This is a genomic window from Hymenobacter sp. M1-2 (assembly GCF_057808495.1).
Genome location: NZ_JBTYZO010000016.1, coordinates 139,306 through 159,207, shown reverse-complemented (window position 1 = coordinate 159,207; position 19,902 = coordinate 139,306). Strand labels below are relative to the sequence as shown.

Below are 19,902 nucleotides of genomic sequence, written 5' to 3'. Positions count from 1 at the left end.
CCGGCTCGTTTTGCAGCGTGACGGCGTAGATGGGCAGCCCCACGTTGCCGTAGGCTTGGATGTACTTGACGAAGTAGTCGGCGTAGACGCCGTACTTATCCAGCTCCAGGTAGCTGCCGTTGAGCGTGTAATCGTGCTTCATCCAGGCCGGCGCGCTCCAGGGGCTGCCCATAATGCGCAGGTTAGAGTTTTTGGAGCGGGCGGCTTGCAGCATCGGCACCACATCGTCCAGGTCGCCCGCCAAGGAGAAGTTGTTGAGCCCAAAGTCCGTTTGGCCTGCGGGCCGGTCGTTGTAGGTGTAGGAGTTGAGCGAAAAGTCGGAGGCGCCAATGGTATGCCGCACCATGTCGAAACGCAAGCCGCCGGAGCCGAACATTTCGTTCAGCAGCGCGTCGCGCTGGCTGGCGTTCATGCGACGGTTCATCAGATAAGCAGCCGAGCCCGTCATGGAAGCCCCGAAACCATCGATGCTTTGGTAGGTCGTGTTTTCGTCTACTGTGATAGTAGTGGGGTTGCTGCCGCTGTCGGGCCCAAAAGACGGCTTGCTGGTCTGTTCCTGTAACAGCTTGCTTTGGTCGCCGTACGTGAGCCAGACACTCACTACTTCATTGGCTTGCGTGCTCAGCGTGCTGGCTGGGGCGGGCCGGAAGGCACTAAGCCCGCACAAGGCGAGGCTGCTGGCCAGCAAGCCCAGGAAAGGGCGGAAGTAATTTCTCATAGCAGTGGGGTTTTGGTTGGAAAAGGAACAAGCCGCTCCAAACGGAGCAAAAAGGTCACGGAACCGGCCTCTTAAAAACCTTGCCGCCGGATACGGGCAGCGGGTTTGTCACCGGGCGCGCAGCCATAGCGGCTGCTTCGTATGCTGCGGGCCATCAGCCTTTCTCGGCGGGGCCCTCCATCGTTTCGCTCAAAAGTCTCCGGTTGCTTTGGGCTCGCACCGGCTCGCGCGGCGGCTATGCCGCATAGTGTAGGCACCCCAACGCGTAGCTGGGGCCGTTTCTCCAAAGTCACCCAAGTGGAATGGGCCGAATCCCGCCCCCTAGCGACGCCTTCCCACGAGCGCTGATAGCCTCGGCTAGCACCTTGGCCAATCAAAATTCGAAACCCATTCCAGTATGCGGGGCGGCTGACCGAACCCATCCTTGAGTGGCTTACTCCACTACCGAAGCGGCGGCGTTGCAGCGCCGCCGCTTCTCATGCTGCTTCCTCGCCAGCGGGTTCTTTAGTAGCCGGGGTTTTGCTGCACGTTCGGGTTATTGTTGATTTCGTAGATCGGAATCGGGAACAGCAGGTAATTCACGTCCCGGCTGCCGTTGCGTTTCTCCTGAATCACGTCCAGGGCCGTAATCTGGTGCCGGGCCGAGGCATCGGCGAGGGTGTGGCGGGCGTAGCGCACCAGATCAAACCACCGTTCCCCCTCGAAAGCCAGCTCCAGCCGCCGCTCCCGGTCAATGGCGTCGCGCACGGCTTGCTTATCGGCCAGGGACAAGGCGGGCAGGCCGGCCCGCTGCCGCACCCGGTTCAGGGGCACCAAGGCCCCGCCCACGTTACCCGACTCGTTGAGTGCCTCCGCCTGAATCAGCAGCACTTCGGCCAAACGCAGGATGTACACGTTGTCGGGGGAGTTGAAGCCGCCGGGATTGGCGGGCCACTTGTACATAAAGGGGCCCGCGTCGTTGCCGGTGCCCCGGTCGGCATCCACGTAGCTCACGTGGTCGCGGCCCGCGATGGTGCGCCCCACGTACGTCCAGCGCCGGTCGTTGATGGTATCGACGTAGGCCAGCAGCTCCGGCGTGGGAATGTTGGTTTTGGGGAAGGAATACGTAGCGGGCGGCGCCGGTAGCACAATGTCGGGGATGGTAAAGCCACCATCGGGGCCGGTACCGGAGAAGGCCACTTCAAATACCGCCTCCGGGTTGCTTTCCGGCGGGTACAAGGCTTTGGGCGTGGCGGCCAGCACGTACGAAGAGTTGGCTACCACCTTGGCCGCGGCGGCGGCGGCAGCGGCCCAGTTGCGCTGGTAGAGCTGCACGCGGGCCAGGAGCCCGTTCACGGCTCCTTTCGTGGCCCGCGACCGGTCGGCCACCACGTTGCTATAGCTCGCGCTGATGTCGGGTTCCGCCTCCGTCAAGTCCTGAACCACCTGCGTGTAAACAGCCTCCGCCGTAGCGCGCGGCAAGGTGGCCGTAGCGGCGTCGTAGACCTCCGTGGGTTGCAGCCGCAGGGGCACGCCCCCAAAAACCTTCACCAGATTGAAGTAGTAGAGTGCCCGCAGAAACTTGGCCTCGGCCAGAATCTGGCTTCGGCGGCTGGCGTCCATGTTGATGGCGGGCACGTTTTTCAGCACCGCGTTGCAGCGGTTGATGCCCACGTAATGGTCCTGGTACATGCGCCGCAGATCGTCGGTGCTGGCATTCCAGGTGAGCCGGTCCAGCGTGGCGCCGCCGGAGTTCGTGCAGTCATCGGAGGGAAGATTGCCAATGAGGTTCATCCGTTCGCCGTACACCCCGTTGTTCTGCAAGCCGTCGTAAGCCGCCGTCAGGCCCGATTCGGCGTCGTCGGCGTTGCGGTAAAAGCTGCTGGGAGTGAGGCTGGTGAGGGGTTCCCGGTCGAGCACGTCGCAGCTAGCCAGCAACACGCCAAGGACCAAGGTCGAGAAGAGAATCTTTTTCATGGTGGGAAGGACTGGGGCTTAGAAAGTAGCGTTGATGCCGAAGGTGTAGGTGCGGGCCTGCGGGTACACGCCCAGGTCGCGGCCAAACTCGGTGGTCGAGTAAGGGTCGGCACTCACCTCCGGGTCGTAGCCCAGGTAGTCGGTCCAGGTGATGAGGTTCTGGCCGGTGGCGTACAGGCGCAGATTGCCCAGGCCCACCTTGCCAATGAGGCTCACGGGCAGGTTGTAGGCCAGCGTCAGGTTTTTGAGGCGCACGTAGGAGCCATCTTCCACCCAACGGTCGGAGAAGCGGTTGTTCTGGGCCGGGTCGTTGCGCACGGCGCGCGGTATGTCGGTGTTGGTGTTGGTGGGCGTCCAGCGGTTGAGCACGCGGGTGGTTTGGTTGAGGGCTTCGTAGAGGCCCTCGGTGGTGCGCCGGGTGTCGTTGAAAATGTCGTTGCCGAAGCTGCCCTGAAAGAACACGCTCAGCTCAATGCCCTTGAACCCAAACGTATTCGTGACCCCGGCAATGTAGTCCGGGTTGGGGTTGCCCACGATGGTGCGGTCCTTCTCGTCAATCACGTTGTCGCCGTTCAGGTCCTGAAACCGGATGTCGCCGGGGGAGGCATTGGCTTGTTCGGGCGCATTGCTGATTTCGTCCTGTGACTGAAAAATGCTCCGCACCTTGTAGCCGTAGAACGAGCCCAGCGGGTCGCCGGCCCGCACGATGGTGTAGTTGCCGTTGCCAATGATTTCGACGGGCACGATCTGGCCGTTCTCGTTGGCCCGGGTGCCAATGTCCTTCACCTCGTTGCGGTTGATGGTGAAGTTGAGGTTGGTGGTCCAGCTAAAGGCTCCTTGCTCGCCGCGCACGTTGGTGGTGTTCAGCCCAAGCTCGAATCCCTGGTTTTGCACCTCCCCCAGGTTCTGAATCACCTGCGGGTCGGCGGCGCCGGTGCTGTAGGCCAGCGGAAACTGGAACAGCAGATCGGTGGTGCGCTTGCGGTACAGGTCCAGGGTGAGGGTGGCCCGGTTGTCTATTAGCCCAACATCAAGGCCCAGGTTGTACTGCTTGGTGGTTTCCCAGGTCACGTCGGGGTTGCCGATTACCTCGGGCCGAATGCCACCCACCGGGGTGCCGCCCGTGCTGCCGTAGCCCTGGTAGGTGGCACCCACGGCGTAGGTGCCAAAGCGCGCGTAAATCGGAATTTCCTGGTTGCCGTTTTCGCCGTAGCTCGCGCGCAGCTTCAAGTCCGACACCGCGCTGTTCTGCGGGAAGAAGGATTCTTTGGCGATGCGCCAGCCCAGGGCCACCGCCGGGAAATACCCCGTGCGCTTGCCTTTGCGGAAGCGGCTGCTCTGGTCGGCGCGCAAGCTGAGCGTAGCCAGGTAGCGCTCGTCGTAGCTATAAATAGCGCGGCTGAAGTAGCTCATTAGGCCCCACTCATCGGCGAAGCTGAAGCCGCTACGCAAGTCGCTGCCGCCCGTTAGATAAGGCACCGAGTTGGAGGCGAAGCCCCGCGTTTGCGCCCCCGAGGTGAAGCGGTTGGAAGATTGCACGGAGTAGCCCGCCAGCAGCGTCAGCCGGGATTTTTCGCTTAGGGTGGGGTTGTACGTCAGGGTGTTTTCGCTCAGCCAAATCACCTGCTGGTTGGTGCCGGTCGTGCCCTGCCCCCGCAGGCTGGACTCCTGGCTTTTGGTGCCGGGATATTCGCGGGTGATGTACTCGTTTTCGAGCTGGGTGCGGAAATCAATGCCGAGCGAGCTGCGGAAGGTCAGGCTCTTGAGGATGTCAATCTCGCCGTACACGTTGCCGATTACCTGGTAGATAACCGCCGCGTTGCGCCGCTCCCGCAGGTTGCCCACCGGGTTGTCGAAAGCCTGGAACGGGTTGACGGAGTACGTGCCGTCGGGGTTGTAGACGGGCAGCGTCGGAATGTTGCCGAGGGCACCGAGTACCGCGCCGCCGTTTTCGATGCGGGCTTCGCTGCTCACGCTGCCGTTGTTGTTGGTCCGGCTCAGGTTGAGGTTGGTCCCGATGCGGAAACGGCTGCCCACTTCCTGGTCCAGATTGAGCTTGAAATTGAAACGGTCGAAGCCGGAGTTGAGGATGATGCCCTGCTGCTTGAAATAGCCGCCCGAAACGTAGTAGCGGGTTTTGTCGGAGCCACCGCTCACGTTGAGCTGGTAGTTCTGAATGGAGCCCGTACGGTACACCTCGTCCTGCCAGTCGGTATCGTAGGGCAGGTTGTTGAGGTCGGGGAAGAACTTGCTGGGGTCCTGCTGGTCGGCGGCGGAAAGACCGTTGTTGATCTGGGCTTCGTTGAAATACTCGGCAAACTGCCGGGCATTGAGCAGGTCCAGTTTCTTGCGCAGTTCCTGGGTGCCGTAGTACGCATTGAAGCCTACCTGCGCCTTGCCGACTTTGCCCCGCTTGGTGGTAATGACCACCACGCCGTTGGAAGCCCGCACGCCGTAAATAGCCGCCGCCGCCCCATCCTTGAGCACGTCGATGCTCTCGATGTCGTTGGGGTTGATGGCGTTGAGCGGGTTAGGCGTCTGGTTGCCCACGCGCAGCTCCCGTTCGTAGGTGGGCAAGATGGGCACGCCATCAATCACGTAGAGCGGCGAGCCGGTGAGGCTAGGGGAGTTGTTGCCCCGGATGCGCACGTTGATACCGGCGCCCGGCTGCCCGGAAGGCGAGGTTACCTGCACGCCCGGCGTCTGGCCCTGCAATGCCTGGTCGAAGCCCGCTACTGTCTGCCGCTCAATGTCCCGCCCACTCACCGACGACACGGCCGTGGTCAGCTCCTGCCGGCTTTGCGTGCCGTAGCCCACTACCACCACCTCGCTCAAGGCTTTGGTATCGGTAGCCAGCACGATGTTGAGGGCGTCGCCTGCCCCGGTCACGGGTACTTCCTGGCTCACGAAGCCGATGGCGCTAAACACGAGCGTGCTGCCTTCGGGCACGGTGAGCGAGAAGGAGCCGTCGGCACTGGTGGAAACGCCGTTGCTGGAACCTTTCTGCAACACCGTCACGCCGGGCAGGCCCTCGTTGTTGTCGCGGCTCGTGACCCGGCCCGACACCGTGATGTCGGCGGCAGAGGGGGTGGCCACTACCTGGAGCACAATGCGCTGGTTCACGACTTCGTACCGCAGCTTGAGCGGGGCCAGCAGGGCGTCCAGCACGGTTTCCAGCGGCTCATCCGTGGCTCGTAGCGTCACCCGGCGGTTGGCCCGAATCAGCTCGTGGCTGTACACGAAATGCACGTTCACCTGCTTCTCAATACGGTTCAGGGTGCTTTTGATGGTTTGCTGCTCCACTTGCAACGTGATTTTCTGTTGCAGCACGACTTGCGCCACGCCCCGGTGGGCCGTGGCCATGCCACTAAGGGCGCAGAGGCACAGGGTAAGTAGCAGCAGCTTGCGCAGGGCGTGCCACAGCCTGATATGCCAAAACAAAAGCTGGAATTGTAGTGGGTTTTTCATGCAGCGCGTGGGAGTTTGGTGGAAAATTGAGGGGAATAGAGTGCCATTCTGACCCCAGAGAGGTCAGTGGAAGGGCTAGAAAAGGCACTCGGGCTTTTGCTGAAGGAAGAAGGAGGAGGTGACTTAGCGATTCATAAGCAGCACGGGTTTCGGCTTCTTGAAAAACTACAGGCTTTGCGGGCGAGGCCAGAAAAGCCGGTCACAAAAAATCCGCGCGGCAGGAAGCCTACGGCGCGGATTGACAGCCATTGCTGTGGAAGGTAATCTGGGTGTCAGAAACCTGGTAGTAAGCGCCCAGCGCCTTGCAGAGCAGACTTAGCTTTTCGAACAGGGGCTCGTTGTAGAAAGTGACGCTGATGGTGCAGTTGCGCAGCTTGGCTTCGTCGTAGACGATGTGCACGCCGTAGGCTTTCTCCAAAGCCGCCAGCACTTCCGTCACGGGCCGCTCATTGAAGTCGAATGACTGTGGATGCAGAATGGCGGGTTTATCCACCAGCTCCTTTTTCAGCTGCTTGGCTTCCACCGAATAAATAGCCTGCTGGTTGGGTAGTAGCAGCACACTGCCTGCGGCCGGTTGTGCCGGCGTGGCATCGAGGTGGGCGTCTTTCCGCAGTTGCACGGCCACCCGGCCCGTGCGCACGGCTACCGAGGTAGGGAGGTTGTCGGCGTAGGCTTTCACCCGAAAGCTAGTGCCCAGCACCGTCGTCACGACTTGCTTGGTGTACACCAGAAAGGGCCGGTCCGGGTTTTTAGTTACCTCAAAGAAAGCTTCTCCTTCTAAGTGAATTTCGCGGCGCGGGCCGCTGAAGCCGGTGGCATAGCGTACGTTGCTACCCGGGTTGAGCAGCACCTGGCTGCCATCGGGCAGACGCAGGCGCTCCACCTGCGGGGTGGTGTTGCTGTGCCGGTACCAGCCCTGGGTTGAGGCGAGGGGGCTTTGGCTGAGGCGGGCGGGGCGCGAGGCCAGGAGCCAGGCCACGCCCAAGGTGAGGAGCACCACGGCGGCGGCCGCCCAGCGCAAAGCCGGTTGCTGCCAAAACTCGCGGGGCCGGCTAATTACTTCTGCTTCTACGGTAGGCGCGGCGGTGCTTTGCTCCAGACGCCGCCAAATAGCGGCCCGTACGTCTTCACGCTCGTGCCGGTCCAGCACGGTGTCTGCCGGCTGGCCCATTTTCTCGTACCACTGCTCCACCCGAGCCTGTTCAGCGGGGGAGCAGCGGCCTTCCAGGTAGCGCTGTAATAGGCTTTCGAAGTCGGATTCTGTCATAGCGGTAGAGTGTAGTTGGCAAGCCTCTAGTGTAGAAGTGACTTAACCAGGCTACTACCCTAACCTCCTACAAAGAATATTTTCGCTCCCACCAAAAAAGCCTTGCGAGCAGGCTTTCGATTGATTGTGCATCCTTGGGTTTTGCCGCGTTTAGCGCAGAAACAGGAGCAAGGGCAGGGTCACCACCAGAAATTCTCTCAAGTAGCCACGCAGGAACTTGAGCGAGCGGGTGAGGTGATATTCTACGGCTTTGGGCGACAGATTCAGCCGCAGCGAGATTTCCCGGACGGAGTGATGCTCCAGGCGGCTAAGGCGAAATACTTCGCGGGCCTTTTCGGGTAGCTGCTGCAAGCTTTGGTGCAGGGCTGCGCTCAAATCATTCGCGGCAATGGTTGCTTCCGTAGCGGCATCGGTGCCGAGCTGGTGCGTTTCGCAATACGTGCGGTAGCCCTCGCGCACGGCCTGCGACTTAATATAGCGGATGATTCTATAGCGCACGGCCGCAAACAAATAGTGCTTGAGGTGCTGAATATTGTTGCCGGCCCGGTTGAACCACAGCGCCTCGAATATATCCTGGATGATTTCCTCGGCTGCCTCCCGGCTTTTGAGCCGGCGGTACACCACCGCAAAAAGCTGGTACCAGTAGCGCTCATAGATTTCCGCGTACGCGCCCCGGTCATCGGTTAGCAGGGCGCCAACCAAGTCGTCATCGGTCCAGGAAGCATACAGCCGAAGCGGTGAAGAATGCACAACCAGAAGAAATGGGCGGGAAGGAGGAAATGCAGGGCAAGACAAGTATACAGATTAGTAAACAAATAATTACATCCTCCGCCTGCCCGGTGCAAGAATAAGGCATTAGTGCCGAGGTTGATAATACGGCTCCGGCGAGCTTACACACTACCTCGTTCAGTAAATAGGGAGGAGTCGTGTCAGATAACCCTACAACTCCGAGCAGCAACGTGCGAATGTGGTGGCTTAGGTGGATGCGCAGGCACAATAAACCTGGAAATTGGATCTCCTACTAGAGGATGTGGCCAGCTGCTGCTTTGGGAGTGCGTAGCCGGTGAAATGGTCCTATAGAGCGTCATGCAGAGCGCAGCGAAGCATCTCGAGTTCTGACGCCTGAGTTACTACCCTAACATCAGCACGCGAGATGCTTCGCTGCGCTCTGCATGACGGCCTGGTTTTTACTTGCTGTCTATACAGCCTAGCCTCAGCGGGGCGCTATAGCGGTAGAAAAGATTACCACAACAGACGCAAGCCCTGGCGGAGCGACACCTAACGCAGATGCCGCCCCGCCAGGGCTTGGTTCGTTTCGAGCTATCGGAAAGCTACCGACATGCCGCCCCGCTGGGGCTGGTTTGTGCTGCGCCGAAAAAACGGGGGAGCTTGCACGTAGGCAGCAGTGGCCGCTTACTTGCGCCGGGCCATCACCTTCTGCACGGCCGCTACGATGGCCGTTTCGTTGAGGCCGTATTTTTCCATGAGTTGGTCGGGCGTGCCGGACTCGCCGAAGGAGTCGTTGACGGCTACCATTTCCAGGGGCAGCGGCTCCTCGCGGGTCAGCAGCTGCGCGATGGAGTCGCCGAGGCCGCCGTTCATCTGGTGTTCTTCGGCCGTTACTACGCAGCGCGTCTTGCGGGCCGACGCCAGCACCAGCTCCGCATCGAGGGGCTTAATGGTGTGGATGTTGATGATTTCGGCGTTGATGCCCTGCTCGGCGAGCAACTTGCCCGCCAGAATGGCCTTCCACACCAAGTGGCCGGTGGCGAAGATGCTCACGTCGGTACCCTCGTTGAGCACGATGCCTTTGCCGATTTCGAAGGTTTGGTCGGCGGGGGTGAAGTTGGGCACCACCGGCCGGCCGAAGCGCAGGTACACGGGGCCTTCGTGCTCGGCAATGGCCAGGGTGGCGGCCTTAGTTTGGTTGTAGTCGCAGGGATTGATGACGGTCATGTGGGGCAGCATTTTCATCATACCCACGTCTTCCAGAATCTGGTGAGTGGCGCCATCTTCGCCCAGCGTAAGGCCGGCGTGCGAGGCGCAGATCTTCACGTTCTTACCGGAGTACGCAATGCTCTGCCGGATCTGGTCATAAACGCGGCCGGTGCTGAAGTTGGCGAAGGTGCCCGTGAACGGAATTTTGCCGCCAATGGTGAGGCCTGCGGCTACGCTCATCATGTTGGCTTCCGCGATGCCCACCTGAAAGAAGCGCTCCGGGAAATCTTTCACAAAGGCGTCCATCTTCAAGGAGCCAATAAGGTCGGCGCAAAGAGCCACCACGTTGGGGTTGGTTTTGCCCAGCTCGTGCAGCCCCGCGCCAAAGCCGCTGCGGGTGTCTTTCGATTCAGTGTAGGGGAAATCTTTCATGGTTGGGAGAGTGTTGTATGTTGTCGTTCTGTACCTGTCATCATTTACCTGTCCTCCTGAGGCGGTAGCCGAAGGACCTACCTCCGAGAAGCGCAGAGCTTAGTCTTCTCTGTCATCCTGAGCTTGCGAAGGACCTGCCTCCATTGAGCGCCGAGCCCCATAAAAAGCCCCTAGCTCATTCAAAGCTCCGCGTAATTCAAGGTAAGCCACTGCGGGTTCCGGCCAGCAATCAGCGCGTCTTTTTTAGCCCGCGTCCAGCCCTTGATTTCCTTTTCGCGCGCAATAGCGCCCTCAATGTGCTCAAAAGGCTCGTAGTGGACCAAGTTGTAGCAAAAGTAGCGGCCGGCAAAGGTGTTGCGGTTGCCTCGGTTGTCGAAATGTTCTTGCAGGCGCCGCCGGATGTCGTTCGTCACGCCGGTGTAGACGGTCGTTTTAGCCGGGTTGGTGACGATGTAGACATAATACTGGTGCGCGAACATCTGCGGAGCTTTGAAAGGGGTGTTGGAGTTTAAGGAGGGAGGTCCTTCGCAAGCTCAGGAGGACAGAGGAAACGGGGCTTTTTGCTTTGATGAGAAGGAAGGTCCTTCGGCTACCGCCTCAGGAGGACAGGGGAGGAATGGCCTGCCATTCGCGCCACTGCAAACTGGCGGGCAACTCGGCGGCGCTGAACTCCAAGTGGATTACGCGGCGAGGGCGGGAACTGGTGCTGCGGTTGGAGGCGTGCAGGGTGAGCGGGTGCATCAGCATGACGCCACCGGCTGGTACCGCGCACGTTACGGCCTGGGGCGTGAAACGCGGATGATTTTCGTTTGCAATGACGCCGTGTCGGTGCGAGCCGGGCACTACGCGCAAGGCCCCGTTGGTGGTGTCGCAGTCGTCGAGGTGCAGGCGCAGGGTGATGATGCTTTCCAGAATTTCGCGGGGCGGTAGCACCGATGTTTCGCCGGCTTTGCTGGTCCAGGGGCCGTAACCGGGCAGGTTTCGCCGTTCGCTCACGTGGATCATCACGTCCTGATGCCAGGCCACCAGCCAGTTGGAGCCGGCCGGTTTATCGAAGTAAATGGTCTTTACCAGCTGTGGCGGCTGCGGAAAAAGCACGGCCAGCAACTGCCGTAGCGGCGGTGTCAGAAGCTGCTCCCGCAACGCCGGAATCTCACCTAGTAAGTTACGAATGGCAAACACATCCTGACTGCGGCGGAAGTTGGACGAACTGGCTTCGGCGCTTTCAATGGTGCGAAGTAGGTCCGCAATTTCCTCGGCGGAGAAAACGCCGGGCAGTGTGGCATGGCCTTGCTCCCGAAGCGCCGTAACGGCAGCTGCCAAATGGTCCTGCGTAACCGCAGAATTTTTAGGAACAGGGGCTGAAACGGGCGTGGCGGGTTCTTGATTGACACCTTCTGGTTGCTGCGCGAACATCAGGGCTTGGAGCGTTGAATTGCGTGTCGGGGTATAAGGAGACAGGTCCTTCGCAAGCTCAGAAGGACAGGAGGAAATTGGGCTTTTCGCTTAGAGGAGGAAGGTCCTTCGGCTACCGCCTCAGGATGACAGGAGGGGTGAAATTCTTTGTTTCGCTTCGCCATCAAAATCGAATTTTGTCGCGCTGGCAATAGCCACGGCCGCCACCGTTAACGCATCCTTCGTCCATCTTTCGGCCAATGATAGAAGAATAAGAGGTGTCCCCGGCCACAATCATTCTGCGTACTTGTGGCGCTAGTGTACTGATGATTTCCACCGTTTTATCGGACCAGCGACATTTCGGGCAGATATAATGACCTAATAAACTTTTGCGCAGTTTCAATGGGAAAATCAAATTCACTTCTTGCAAGCCACGCGAAGCAGTACCGACATATAGGGTGTCGGTGCCGATGCCTTGATAGAGGAATAAATCGGCTGGCGTCGCAATGGCGGTGAACCGGTACTCTCCGGTCAGGCGCGAATCAACAGCATACCGTTTGCCGTTCTCGTCCACGGCTATTAAGTCGCCACCAACTCCCGAGCGGGAGGGAGCAAAGTTTATTCTGACCGTCAGTTCCGGCTGAGTGGTGGGCGCCAATAACGTTGCGGTACATAGGAGCACGTAGACAGCGGCCTTCATTACTTCCCGAAGATGCTTACCGAGCTAGTTTGGCTGCTGCGGATGGTGAAGTTGCGTACGTCGGTGAATTTGCTGCCGGTGCTGGTTTTGGTGCGGAACACGAGGCGATAGGCGCCGGGCTGCATGGGCACGTTTACTTTGCTGCTGCCGCCGTCGGGTAGGTTGTAGATCCAGGTTTGGCTTTCGTCGTCGTTGAGGCGGTAGATGCTGCCGTAGCCTTTCAGGTCCGAGATGATGTTGAGCGTGCCGGGAGCGGGGTAGGTAATGGTGGTTTCCTGGCCCTGCTTGATAGTGATGCGCCGGATCTGGCGGGGCAGGGTCAGCAGTTCCACTTCGTAATTACCAGCCAGCAGTTTCTGCCGCGCCCCAAACGGCAACGCCACCAGCGTGTTGTCCTTGCCCGCTTGCCGCACCACCGCCTGCACCGTGCCGTAGGGGTTGGCCGTAATGGTGGGGCTTTGCAGCCACAGCGTGCCCTGGGGCGTTTTATAGGTCAGGATATTGGCCTTGCCGGGCTTGATTTTCAGGTTTTCCTGGCGCACCGGCGGCACCGTGTTAATCACTAGGTCGTAGCTCTGGAGCGCGTCAATGTCGAGGGCATCGGGCTTGCCCTGGGCGTCGCGGTAGTGCACGTAGTTGTATTCCGGCTGCTCAGTGATGTTGTTGATGAACGTCATATTCACGTTCGACTCCACCGGCTTACCGTCCTCATCGGTGAGGTTAATGGCCACGGTGGTTTTGGCCAGCGTCTGGGCTACCACGTCGTTGAGGATGGTGCGGAAGGTCTTGACGTCGGCGGCGTTGTAGTACTGGCCCAGGCATTCGAGCTGCTTGCCAAACTCCCGCTCGGCCCCAATGCCAATCACGAAAGGCTTCAGGAAAATGTGCTTGCGCTGCAAGGCCACCGACGTAGCGCACGGGTCCCCTTTGCACGATTCCAAACCGTCGGTTATCAGAATGAGCACATTGCGCGCCGTTTTATCAGTCGGGAAGTCACCGGCCGATTGGAGCAGGGAGAAGGTGATGGGCGTGTTGCCGCGGGGCTCGATGGTTTTGAGCCGATTCTTGATAGCTCCTGCGTTTTTGGGGGCAAAGGGTACTTCCAGTTTAGAGTCCTCGCAGTTGTTTTCAGCTTTATCGTGCTGATGCCCGTAGGCGCGCAGCCCTAGCTCCAGGTTGGGGTAGGCGTTGAGCGAGTCCACCATTTTCGCCAGCAGACTCTTGGCCACATCCATGCGCGGGCGGCCTTCCCAGGGCGCCAGCATCGAGCCCGAAGCATCCAGCAAAAACAAGATGCGCGTGACGCGCGGCTTTTCCGGCGGTACATTTTGAGCGCGGGCAGCTGTTACCGGCCAGGCGGTCAGCCACAACACCAAGTAGGAAAGAGCGGCCAGGCGGCGCATACGTGAGAACCTTACCGCCCGACTCTTATCCCAAGGAAAAGGAAGACCAGACGGCTATAGTAGAAAAGAAGACTAGGACTGCAATGCTGTACAGACCAGAATAGGCGCCAAAAGGCTTACCAAGCAGGTCAATAAAAGTGCGGCGAGCCAGGGGCCCGCCGCACAAACAATGCTTAGTAGTCGGAAGCCTGCTCTACGCTGAGTTGCTGCAAGGCTTTTTCGAGCTGCTCGTCGTTGGGCGCCACGCCGTGCCACTTGTGCGAGCCCATCATAAAGTCGACACCATAGCCCATTTGCGTGTCCATGAGCACCAGCACGGGGCGGCCCTGGCCAAGCAGGCTCTGGGCTTCTGCGATGGTGGCGAGCAGCTGATCGAGGTTGTTGCCATCGGTTTCGAGCACCTGCCAGTTGAAGGCTTCGAACTTGGCGCGCAGGTCGCCGAGGCCGCCTACCTTCTCCGTGGGGCCATCTATCTGCTGGCCGTTGCGGTCCACGAAGGCAATGAGGTTGTCGACTTTGTGGTGCGGGGCGTACATGGCGGCTTCCCAAATCTGGCCTTCTTGCAGCTCACCATCGCCCATGAGCACGTACACCGTCCGGTCGTCGTGGTTGAGTTTTTTGGCCTGGGCCGCGCCAGTCGCTACGCTCAAGCCTTGGCCGAGCGAGCCCGAAGCTATCCGCACGCCGGGCAGATGCTCGTGGGTGGCGGGGTGGCCCTGCAAGCGCGAATTGAGCTTGCGGAACGTAGCCAGCTCACTCACCGGGAAGTAGCCCGAGCGGGCTAGCACCGAGTAGAAAACCGGCGAAATGTGGCCGTTGGAAAGGAAAAACAGGTCTTGCCCGATGCCATTCAGGTCAAACGGCTGGGGCGTGTGCTTCATCACCTTGAAGTAGAGCGCCACTAGCAGGTCGGTGCAGCCGAGCGAGCCGCCGGGGTGGCCCGAATTCACCGCGTGCACCATCCGCACAATGTCGCGGCGTACTTGCGCGGCAATCTGTTTTAGCTCGGCCACCGACTTGGTAGCGGAAGCAGCGTGCGTTTCGGAAGAAGGAACAAGGGGCGTGGCCTGCGACATGAGTTTTGATTGGTGGTTGGGGAGTAAGGCAAAGGTAGGAAGTTGAGCCCGTGTCATTGCAGCATATCGTGTCATGACATACGCCGCCTGTCCTTGCGAGGAGGCACGACGACGCAATCCTTCCTCTCGATGCGTTGAACCTACCAAAGCAATAAGCCCCTGACGTTAGCCTACGTCAAGGGCTTATCTGTGTAGAAAACAGGTCTCACTGAGAGGAAGGATTGCTTCGCTCCGCTCGCAATGACAGTAAGAACTTACAGCAGCTGCGCGGCGTGGTTCTTGGTGTCTACTTTGGTGATGACCTTCTCAATCCGGCCCTCGGCATTGATCAGGAAGGTGTAGCGCATCGTGCCCATGTACTTGCGGCCGTACATGGATTTTTCCTGCCACACGCCGTAGTCCTGCACCAGCTTTTTGTCTTCATCGACGAGCAGCGGAAAAGGCAGCTCGTACTTCTGAGCAAACTTCTGGTGCGACTTGGCACCGTCGATACTCACCCCCAGCACCTGAATACTGGCGGCAAGCAGACTTTGGTAATTGTCGCGCAGGTCGCAGGCTTGGGCGGTGCAGCTGCTGGTGTCGTCCTTGGGATAGAAGTAGAGGGCCACCCGGCGGCCGTGGTAGTCTTGCAGGCGGTGGGTGTGGCCGTGCTGGTCTTGGGCTTCAAAAGCAGGAGCCTGCTCGCCGACTTGAGGAATGGGCATAGAACAAAGAGTTTCAGCAAATGTAGCGCGCAAACAATGAAGCCCGATATTCCAGCAAAAACGCTTCGGGCGCTCTGGCCGCCGGCACGCTGGCGGCAGTCTTCCAGCCAACGGAGTTGGCGCAGACTGCCAGCCACGAAAGCCTATTCAGTCTTCAGACTGACCACCAAGCATGTTATATTCTCTGTTCTGCCTTGTGTCGAGGGGACAGTCTGAAGACTGACTTGACGTCGTGGCTGGCAGTCTTCACTTGGCTGCGCCGCGCTCAAGACTGCCGCCAGCCCACTAGGAAAAGGGTTTCGGCAAATGTAGCGCGCAAACGGTGAGGCACCTAGCTTCAGCTGCCGCCACGTATTCTGCCGTCTGGGCGGCCCGGCGGAAGACTGCCAACAGATGTTATTGCCCAAGAAAACTATTCAGTGATAAAGCCGGCGCAAGGACAAGGGCTACCAGAACCGATCAGTGCAGACAACCTTGGCCTTGCGCTTCAGCTGCAGACCCAACAGCACTTCGTGGCTGCCCCAGTGGTAGCCGTTCAGCCGGGACGTGCCGGCATCATAGGAGTAGCTCAGGCTGGAATAGTCAGTGAGGTTAAGCCCAAACAAGGCCACCACCGAATCGAAAGCGCGTAGCGAAGCGCCGGCCCAGAACAGATTCTGGTATTTCAGCTTCGCGTTAACGTCAACAGAAAGAGGTGCGGGCGCTACCGACTTCACTAGCACGGAAGGCACCAGCACAAAGTCGGTATTGAGCGGCAGCCGCACGCCCCCGGTGATAAAATAATGCCGCTTCAAGCTGTTGACGTACTCGCTCTGGTCGACTTGCGAATAGGAGAACTTGAGCTCGTTGCCCAGCAGCTGCGCGGTCGAAACGCCCACGTAAAAGACGGGACTGTACACCCACAGCCCAATGGTGGCGTCGGGTACGCGCGAGGCCTGGCTGCCGGGACGGGTATTGGGGTTGTGGAATTGCAGCTTCTGTCCGTCCACGGCAAACTGCTGCATCCCGACGGAGAGGCCCAGGGCCGCGCGCATGGTGGGCGTTAGGGCCATATTGTAGGCGTAGGAGGCGTAGAGTCCGGCCCGGCTGGTGGGGCCCGTTACGTCGTTGTAGGCCAGGCCGCCCACGGCGTGAAAACTGCGGCGCCAGTCGCCCATCGTGCGCTTAGGCTGGCTGCGCCACCGGTCCAGGGAGGTATGGAGGCTGGCGTAGTAGGTGTTGGGTTTCCCTTCCAGGCCGGTCCACTGGGTGCGGTAGCTAAATTTGATGTCGATGTAGTCTTCGCTGCCAGCCACCCCCGGATTGAGGATGTAGTTGTTGTTCATGTACTGGCTGTACTGCGCCTGCTGCTGCGCCTGCCCCGGCCGGGCGGCTCCTAAGGCCAGCCCAGCGACCAGCAGCAATCGTTGGAGAGTCTTTTTCATGAAGTTCTACTGGCGCGATTCACTCGCTCGTGATCAATACAGAACCGTGAGCGGTCCGCTGTAAGATTTGCCATTACCGAGGGTAACCAGGTAGTAGTAGGTGCCGACGGGAGCGGGCTGGCCATTGATTTTGCCGCTCCACTCGTTGCTGCGGTTGTAGTTTTTCGTCTTGAAGACTTCGTTGCCCCAGCGGTTGAACACGGTAACGGTGTTGCCGGCGAAGTCCCCAATACGGTCTATTTCCCAGGTGTCGTCGTCGCCATCGCCGTTGGGACTGAAGGCATTGGGAATGCGCACGGGAGGCAGTACCGTCACCTTGACCTGACTTTCGTCGCCGCAGCCGGCCGGTCCAGCCGATAGCGTGTACACCGTCGTCACGTTGGGAGAGGCTATCGGCCGCAACGGGTTGCCGTTGGCAAAGCTCAGGCCCTGCGTGGGAGTCCAGACGACGGCGAAGTTGCCGTTGGCCCGGCCTTCCAGTTCCACTTGGCCGCCCTCTATAATCTCTTTATCTGGCCCAGCTTCCACACTGACTACGGGGCTGAGTTCCAGCATCACAGAGTTCGAGGCTACGGGCGCGCAGCCACTGTTGGGGGAACTGGCCAGCCGCCGGTAGTAAGTTGTCGTTGTGAGCGGACCCGGCGCGTAAGTCGTTCCGGTGGCGTTGGCAATGGGAGTCCAGCTTGTATTGTTAGAAGAGCTTTCCCACTGGTACGTGTAGGCACCCTGGCCGCCGCCAGCGCCGGCCGTGCTGGTGAGTGGAGCTGGGGCCGCGCCGGCACAGACGAGCTGGCCGGAGCCAATAGCACCTGGCGTCACTGCTGGGCTAACTGTTATGGCTACGACAGCGGAGGCAGCGGGCGGGCAGTTGCTGTTGGCCGAAGTAGCCCGCCGCCGGTAATAAGTAGTGGTAGTGAGCGGACCGGGGGCATACTCGGTTCCGGTGGCATTATTAATGGGCGCCCAGGTGTTGTTATTGGTGGAGCTCTCCCACTGATAGGTGTAGGGACCCTGGCTGCCGCTGGCTACCGCCACGCTGGTAAGTGGGGCCGGCGTGTTGCCGATACAAATCAGCTGGCCAGTTCCAATGGAACCCGGAAGTAGCGCCGGGCTGACAGTGACCGTCACGACGCCGGAAAAAACTGGCGCGCAACCACTGTTGGTCGAAACAACGCGCCGCCGGTAACGCGTGGTAGTAGTAAGTGGGCCCGGTGCGTAGGTCGCTCCCGTAGCGTTAGCAATGGGGTTCCAGGTACTATTGTCCGTGGAGCTTTCCCACTGATATACATAGGAGCCTACTCCGCCGCTGGCTCCCGCCAAGCTAGTGAGCGGCGCGGGTGCCGTACCAGGACAAATCAATTGGTCGGCTCCAATAGCGCCCGGCGTCACTGTTGGGCTAACCGTCACCGTGACGGCAGTGGAAAAAGAAGGCGGGCAGTTACTATTAGCCGAATTAGCCCGCCGCCGGTAGTAGGTGGTGATAGTGACGGGGCCCGGCACATACCCTGCTCCGGTGGCATTGGGGATGAGAGTCCAGGTAAGGTTGTCAGTGGAAGTTTCCCATCGGTAGGCATAGGGAGCCACGCCACCGCTGGCCTCACTCAGACTGGTAAGCGGAGCCGGCGTAGTGCCCGCGCACACCACTTGGTTGGTTCCAATGGTGCCCGGCACTACCGGAGGGCGCAAGGTGAGAGCCAGGCCGTTGGAAGTAGCCGAGCAGGCGGCCAGTTGCGCTCTAACCGTGTAATTGCCGCTCGCGGTGGCAATGAACACGCTGTCGTTGAGCACGGAGCCGGCTCCGTTCACTATCGTCGTGCCATTAAACCAAGTGAAGAGGTAGCCTGGCCGCGGGTCGGTGCTGAGCCGCACTTGCTCGCCGGGGCAAAAGACGGTGGAGCCGCGCACCCGGATAGGCGGTTGGGCAAGGGGCACCACGGGAATAGTGTACGTGGCAATGTTGCCCGAGCCATTGCCGTCGCTGTCGGTGGCGGTGTAGGTGAACGTGGGGCTGGCGCTGGTGCAGCCACCTACCGGCGTGTAGGTGAGACTGCCGCCGCTGCTTAGGCCGCCCGGAATGCCCACCGGAATCACCTGGCCTACGGTTACGGGCACGCCATTGTACATAAGCGTCCCGCCGACGGGCAAGCTCTGAATGGTGAACGAAGCCACCGTAACGCCCACGCTGCCGCCAGTGCTGATAGTGGCGCTCAGTGGTAGAATGGGCGCGGGCACCACTGCGTTGGGCACCGGGGTGGTGGTCTTGGTGTCTGCTAGCAGAAAGGCACTGCACGAGCCAAAATACAGGTCATCGAGACCAAAATCGTTGCCCTGCGGGTCCTTGTTAACGTCCCGAACTTCGATGGTAACCGGAAAACCACCGGCCGGTCCGGGACCCGAGAAATAGAGGTCCGCAATCTGCACGTACTGCCCGGTTGGAGCAGGCAGCGTCGTTACGGCGGAGGTAGATTTGCCGTCTACCACCAACGCCAGCTGTGCCGCCGTGTGCGTCTGGCTTAGCGGGTGAATATTGGCGGCGTACACCGAAAATGAATAGTAGCGGTTGGGTTGCACCGTCACGGTTTGCGAGTACACGGCCACCAGCGCCGGGGCGCCATCCACGATCATGAATTTGTCGTTGGGGCCGGTTCGGCCCGTTCCCGAAAACAGCGGGTAGTACGGTGTCGCGTTGGTGTCGATGGCATAGCGGCCTCCCCCAATGCTGCCGGTGGGTACAGGCACAAAGGTGTAGCTGGTGGAGAAGCCCGTGTTGCCGAGCGTGAAGCTAGGATTTTGCAGCAGGTTGCGGCCTGTACCCAGCGTGCATGCCACCGCTGGGTCGTACACGTTCAGGGCCACCGTAGCAGCGCCAGAGCAGGTAGGGGTGGCGCCCGGCTGGCAGATTTGGTACGTGAAACTATCGGGGCCGGTATAGCCGGCATTGGGGGTGTAAATGTAGCTGCCGTCGCTGTTCAGGGCTACAGTACCGCGCGTCGGACTGGTAACCAGCGTAACAGCAAAGGCCGAGTTGGCGAGGTTGTCGGGGTTGTCGTCGTTGGGAATCACGTTGCCCGACTTAGCTGTGCTGCGGGGTACCTGGTTGGCGTCGTCGCGAGCCACAAAGCGGTTGGTTTGTGCCCAGGCCGTTGTGGCGCTACTTATTAGAAGAAGGAGCAACAAGCTCGCAGCCCAGCGAATAAGCCCCGACGCCCATGTTCTTATGACTCCGGAAAGCCTCCTGTTACCACCAAGGATGAACAGGAATTTAGGGCGTTTTTGTACAATGTAGAGAGTTGCATCCATAGGCCGGAATGAAGAAAAGCACAGAACAGAAAAGCCCTCAACTACTGGAATTTTCAAAAAAAGTGCAATTCGAAACTACCAGCTCCGGTAAAGCTACAATGTTTGCTGAGTATCCATAACA

At 59.8% G+C, this 19,902-nt stretch carries 14 protein-coding genes; all 14 read right to left on the bottom strand.

Features of this window, described 5'->3' with window-relative positions:
- On the bottom strand, positions 1–718 hold a 718-nt coding region (locus tag ACYSMN_RS16495; protein WP_488925010.1), incomplete at its 3' end, for a glycoside hydrolase family 30 protein.
- Positions 719–1,222: 504 nt separating this feature from the next.
- Complete coding sequence (locus ACYSMN_RS16490; protein ID WP_488925009.1) at positions 1,223–2,674, bottom strand: RagB/SusD family nutrient uptake outer membrane protein; 1,452 nt, start codon at positions 2,672–2,674, stop codon at positions 1,223–1,225.
- An 18-nt stretch (positions 2,675–2,692) separates the two neighbouring features.
- Complete coding sequence (locus tag ACYSMN_RS16485; RefSeq protein WP_488925008.1) at positions 2,693–6,142, bottom strand: TonB-dependent receptor; 3,450 nt, start codon at positions 6,140–6,142, stop codon at positions 2,693–2,695.
- A gap of 226 nt (positions 6,143–6,368) precedes the next feature.
- Positions 6,369–7,409 carry a FecR family protein gene (locus ACYSMN_RS16480; protein ID WP_488925007.1) on the bottom strand — a complete coding sequence of 347 codons (1,041 nt, stop codon included), beginning with the start codon at positions 7,407–7,409 and terminating at the stop codon, positions 6,369–6,371.
- Positions 7,410–7,559: 150 nt separating this feature from the next.
- On the bottom strand, positions 7,560–8,159 hold the full coding sequence (locus ACYSMN_RS16475) for an RNA polymerase sigma-70 factor (protein WP_488925006.1): 600 nt from the start codon (positions 8,157–8,159) through the stop codon (positions 7,560–7,562).
- Positions 8,160–8,822: 663 nt separating this feature from the next.
- Entirely contained in the window at positions 8,823–9,779 is a 957-nt protein-coding gene (locus ACYSMN_RS16470) for a transketolase family protein (protein ID WP_488925005.1), read from the bottom strand.
- A gap of 179 nt (positions 9,780–9,958) precedes the next feature.
- Positions 9,959–10,258, bottom strand: coding sequence for a GIY-YIG nuclease family protein (locus ACYSMN_RS16465; RefSeq protein WP_488925004.1), 300 nt, complete (start codon positions 10,256–10,258; stop codon positions 9,959–9,961).
- Positions 10,259–10,376: 118 nt separating this feature from the next.
- Complete coding sequence (locus tag ACYSMN_RS16460; RefSeq protein WP_488925003.1) at positions 10,377–11,102, bottom strand: phytanoyl-CoA dioxygenase family protein; 726 nt, start codon at positions 11,100–11,102, stop codon at positions 10,377–10,379.
- 256 nt (positions 11,103–11,358) lie between these two features.
- Positions 11,359–11,874 carry a hypothetical protein gene (locus tag ACYSMN_RS16455; RefSeq protein ID WP_488925002.1) on the bottom strand — a complete coding sequence of 172 codons (516 nt, stop codon included), beginning with the start codon at positions 11,872–11,874 and terminating at the stop codon, positions 11,359–11,361.
- Positions 11,874–13,277 (bottom strand): vWA domain-containing protein, encoded by a 1,404-nt coding sequence (locus tag ACYSMN_RS16450; RefSeq protein WP_488925001.1) that lies wholly within the window; start codon positions 13,275–13,277, stop codon positions 11,874–11,876. The genes ACYSMN_RS16455 and ACYSMN_RS16450 overlap by 1 nt, the downstream gene beginning before the upstream one ends.
- A 173-nt stretch (positions 13,278–13,450) precedes the next feature.
- Complete coding sequence (locus ACYSMN_RS16445) at positions 13,451–14,353, bottom strand: transketolase (RefSeq protein ID WP_488925000.1); 903 nt, start codon at positions 14,351–14,353, stop codon at positions 13,451–13,453.
- A gap of 254 nt (positions 14,354–14,607) precedes the next feature.
- The gene (gene bcp / locus ACYSMN_RS16440; RefSeq protein WP_488924999.1) at positions 14,608–15,057 is read right to left on the bottom strand and encodes a thioredoxin-dependent thiol peroxidase; all 450 of its coding nucleotides are present in this window, start codon (positions 15,055–15,057) and stop codon (positions 14,608–14,610) included.
- Positions 15,058–15,503: 446 nt separating this feature from the next.
- Positions 15,504–16,481 carry a PorP/SprF family type IX secretion system membrane protein gene (locus ACYSMN_RS16435; RefSeq protein WP_488924998.1) on the bottom strand — a complete coding sequence of 326 codons (978 nt, stop codon included), beginning with the start codon at positions 16,479–16,481 and terminating at the stop codon, positions 15,504–15,506.
- Positions 16,482–16,514: 33 nt separating this feature from the next.
- A complete protein-coding gene (locus ACYSMN_RS16430) occupies positions 16,515–19,598 on the bottom strand; it encodes a DUF8696 domain-containing protein (RefSeq protein WP_488924997.1) in 3,084 nt (1,027 codons plus the stop codon).
- Between the last annotated feature and the right edge of the window lie 304 nt (positions 19,599–19,902).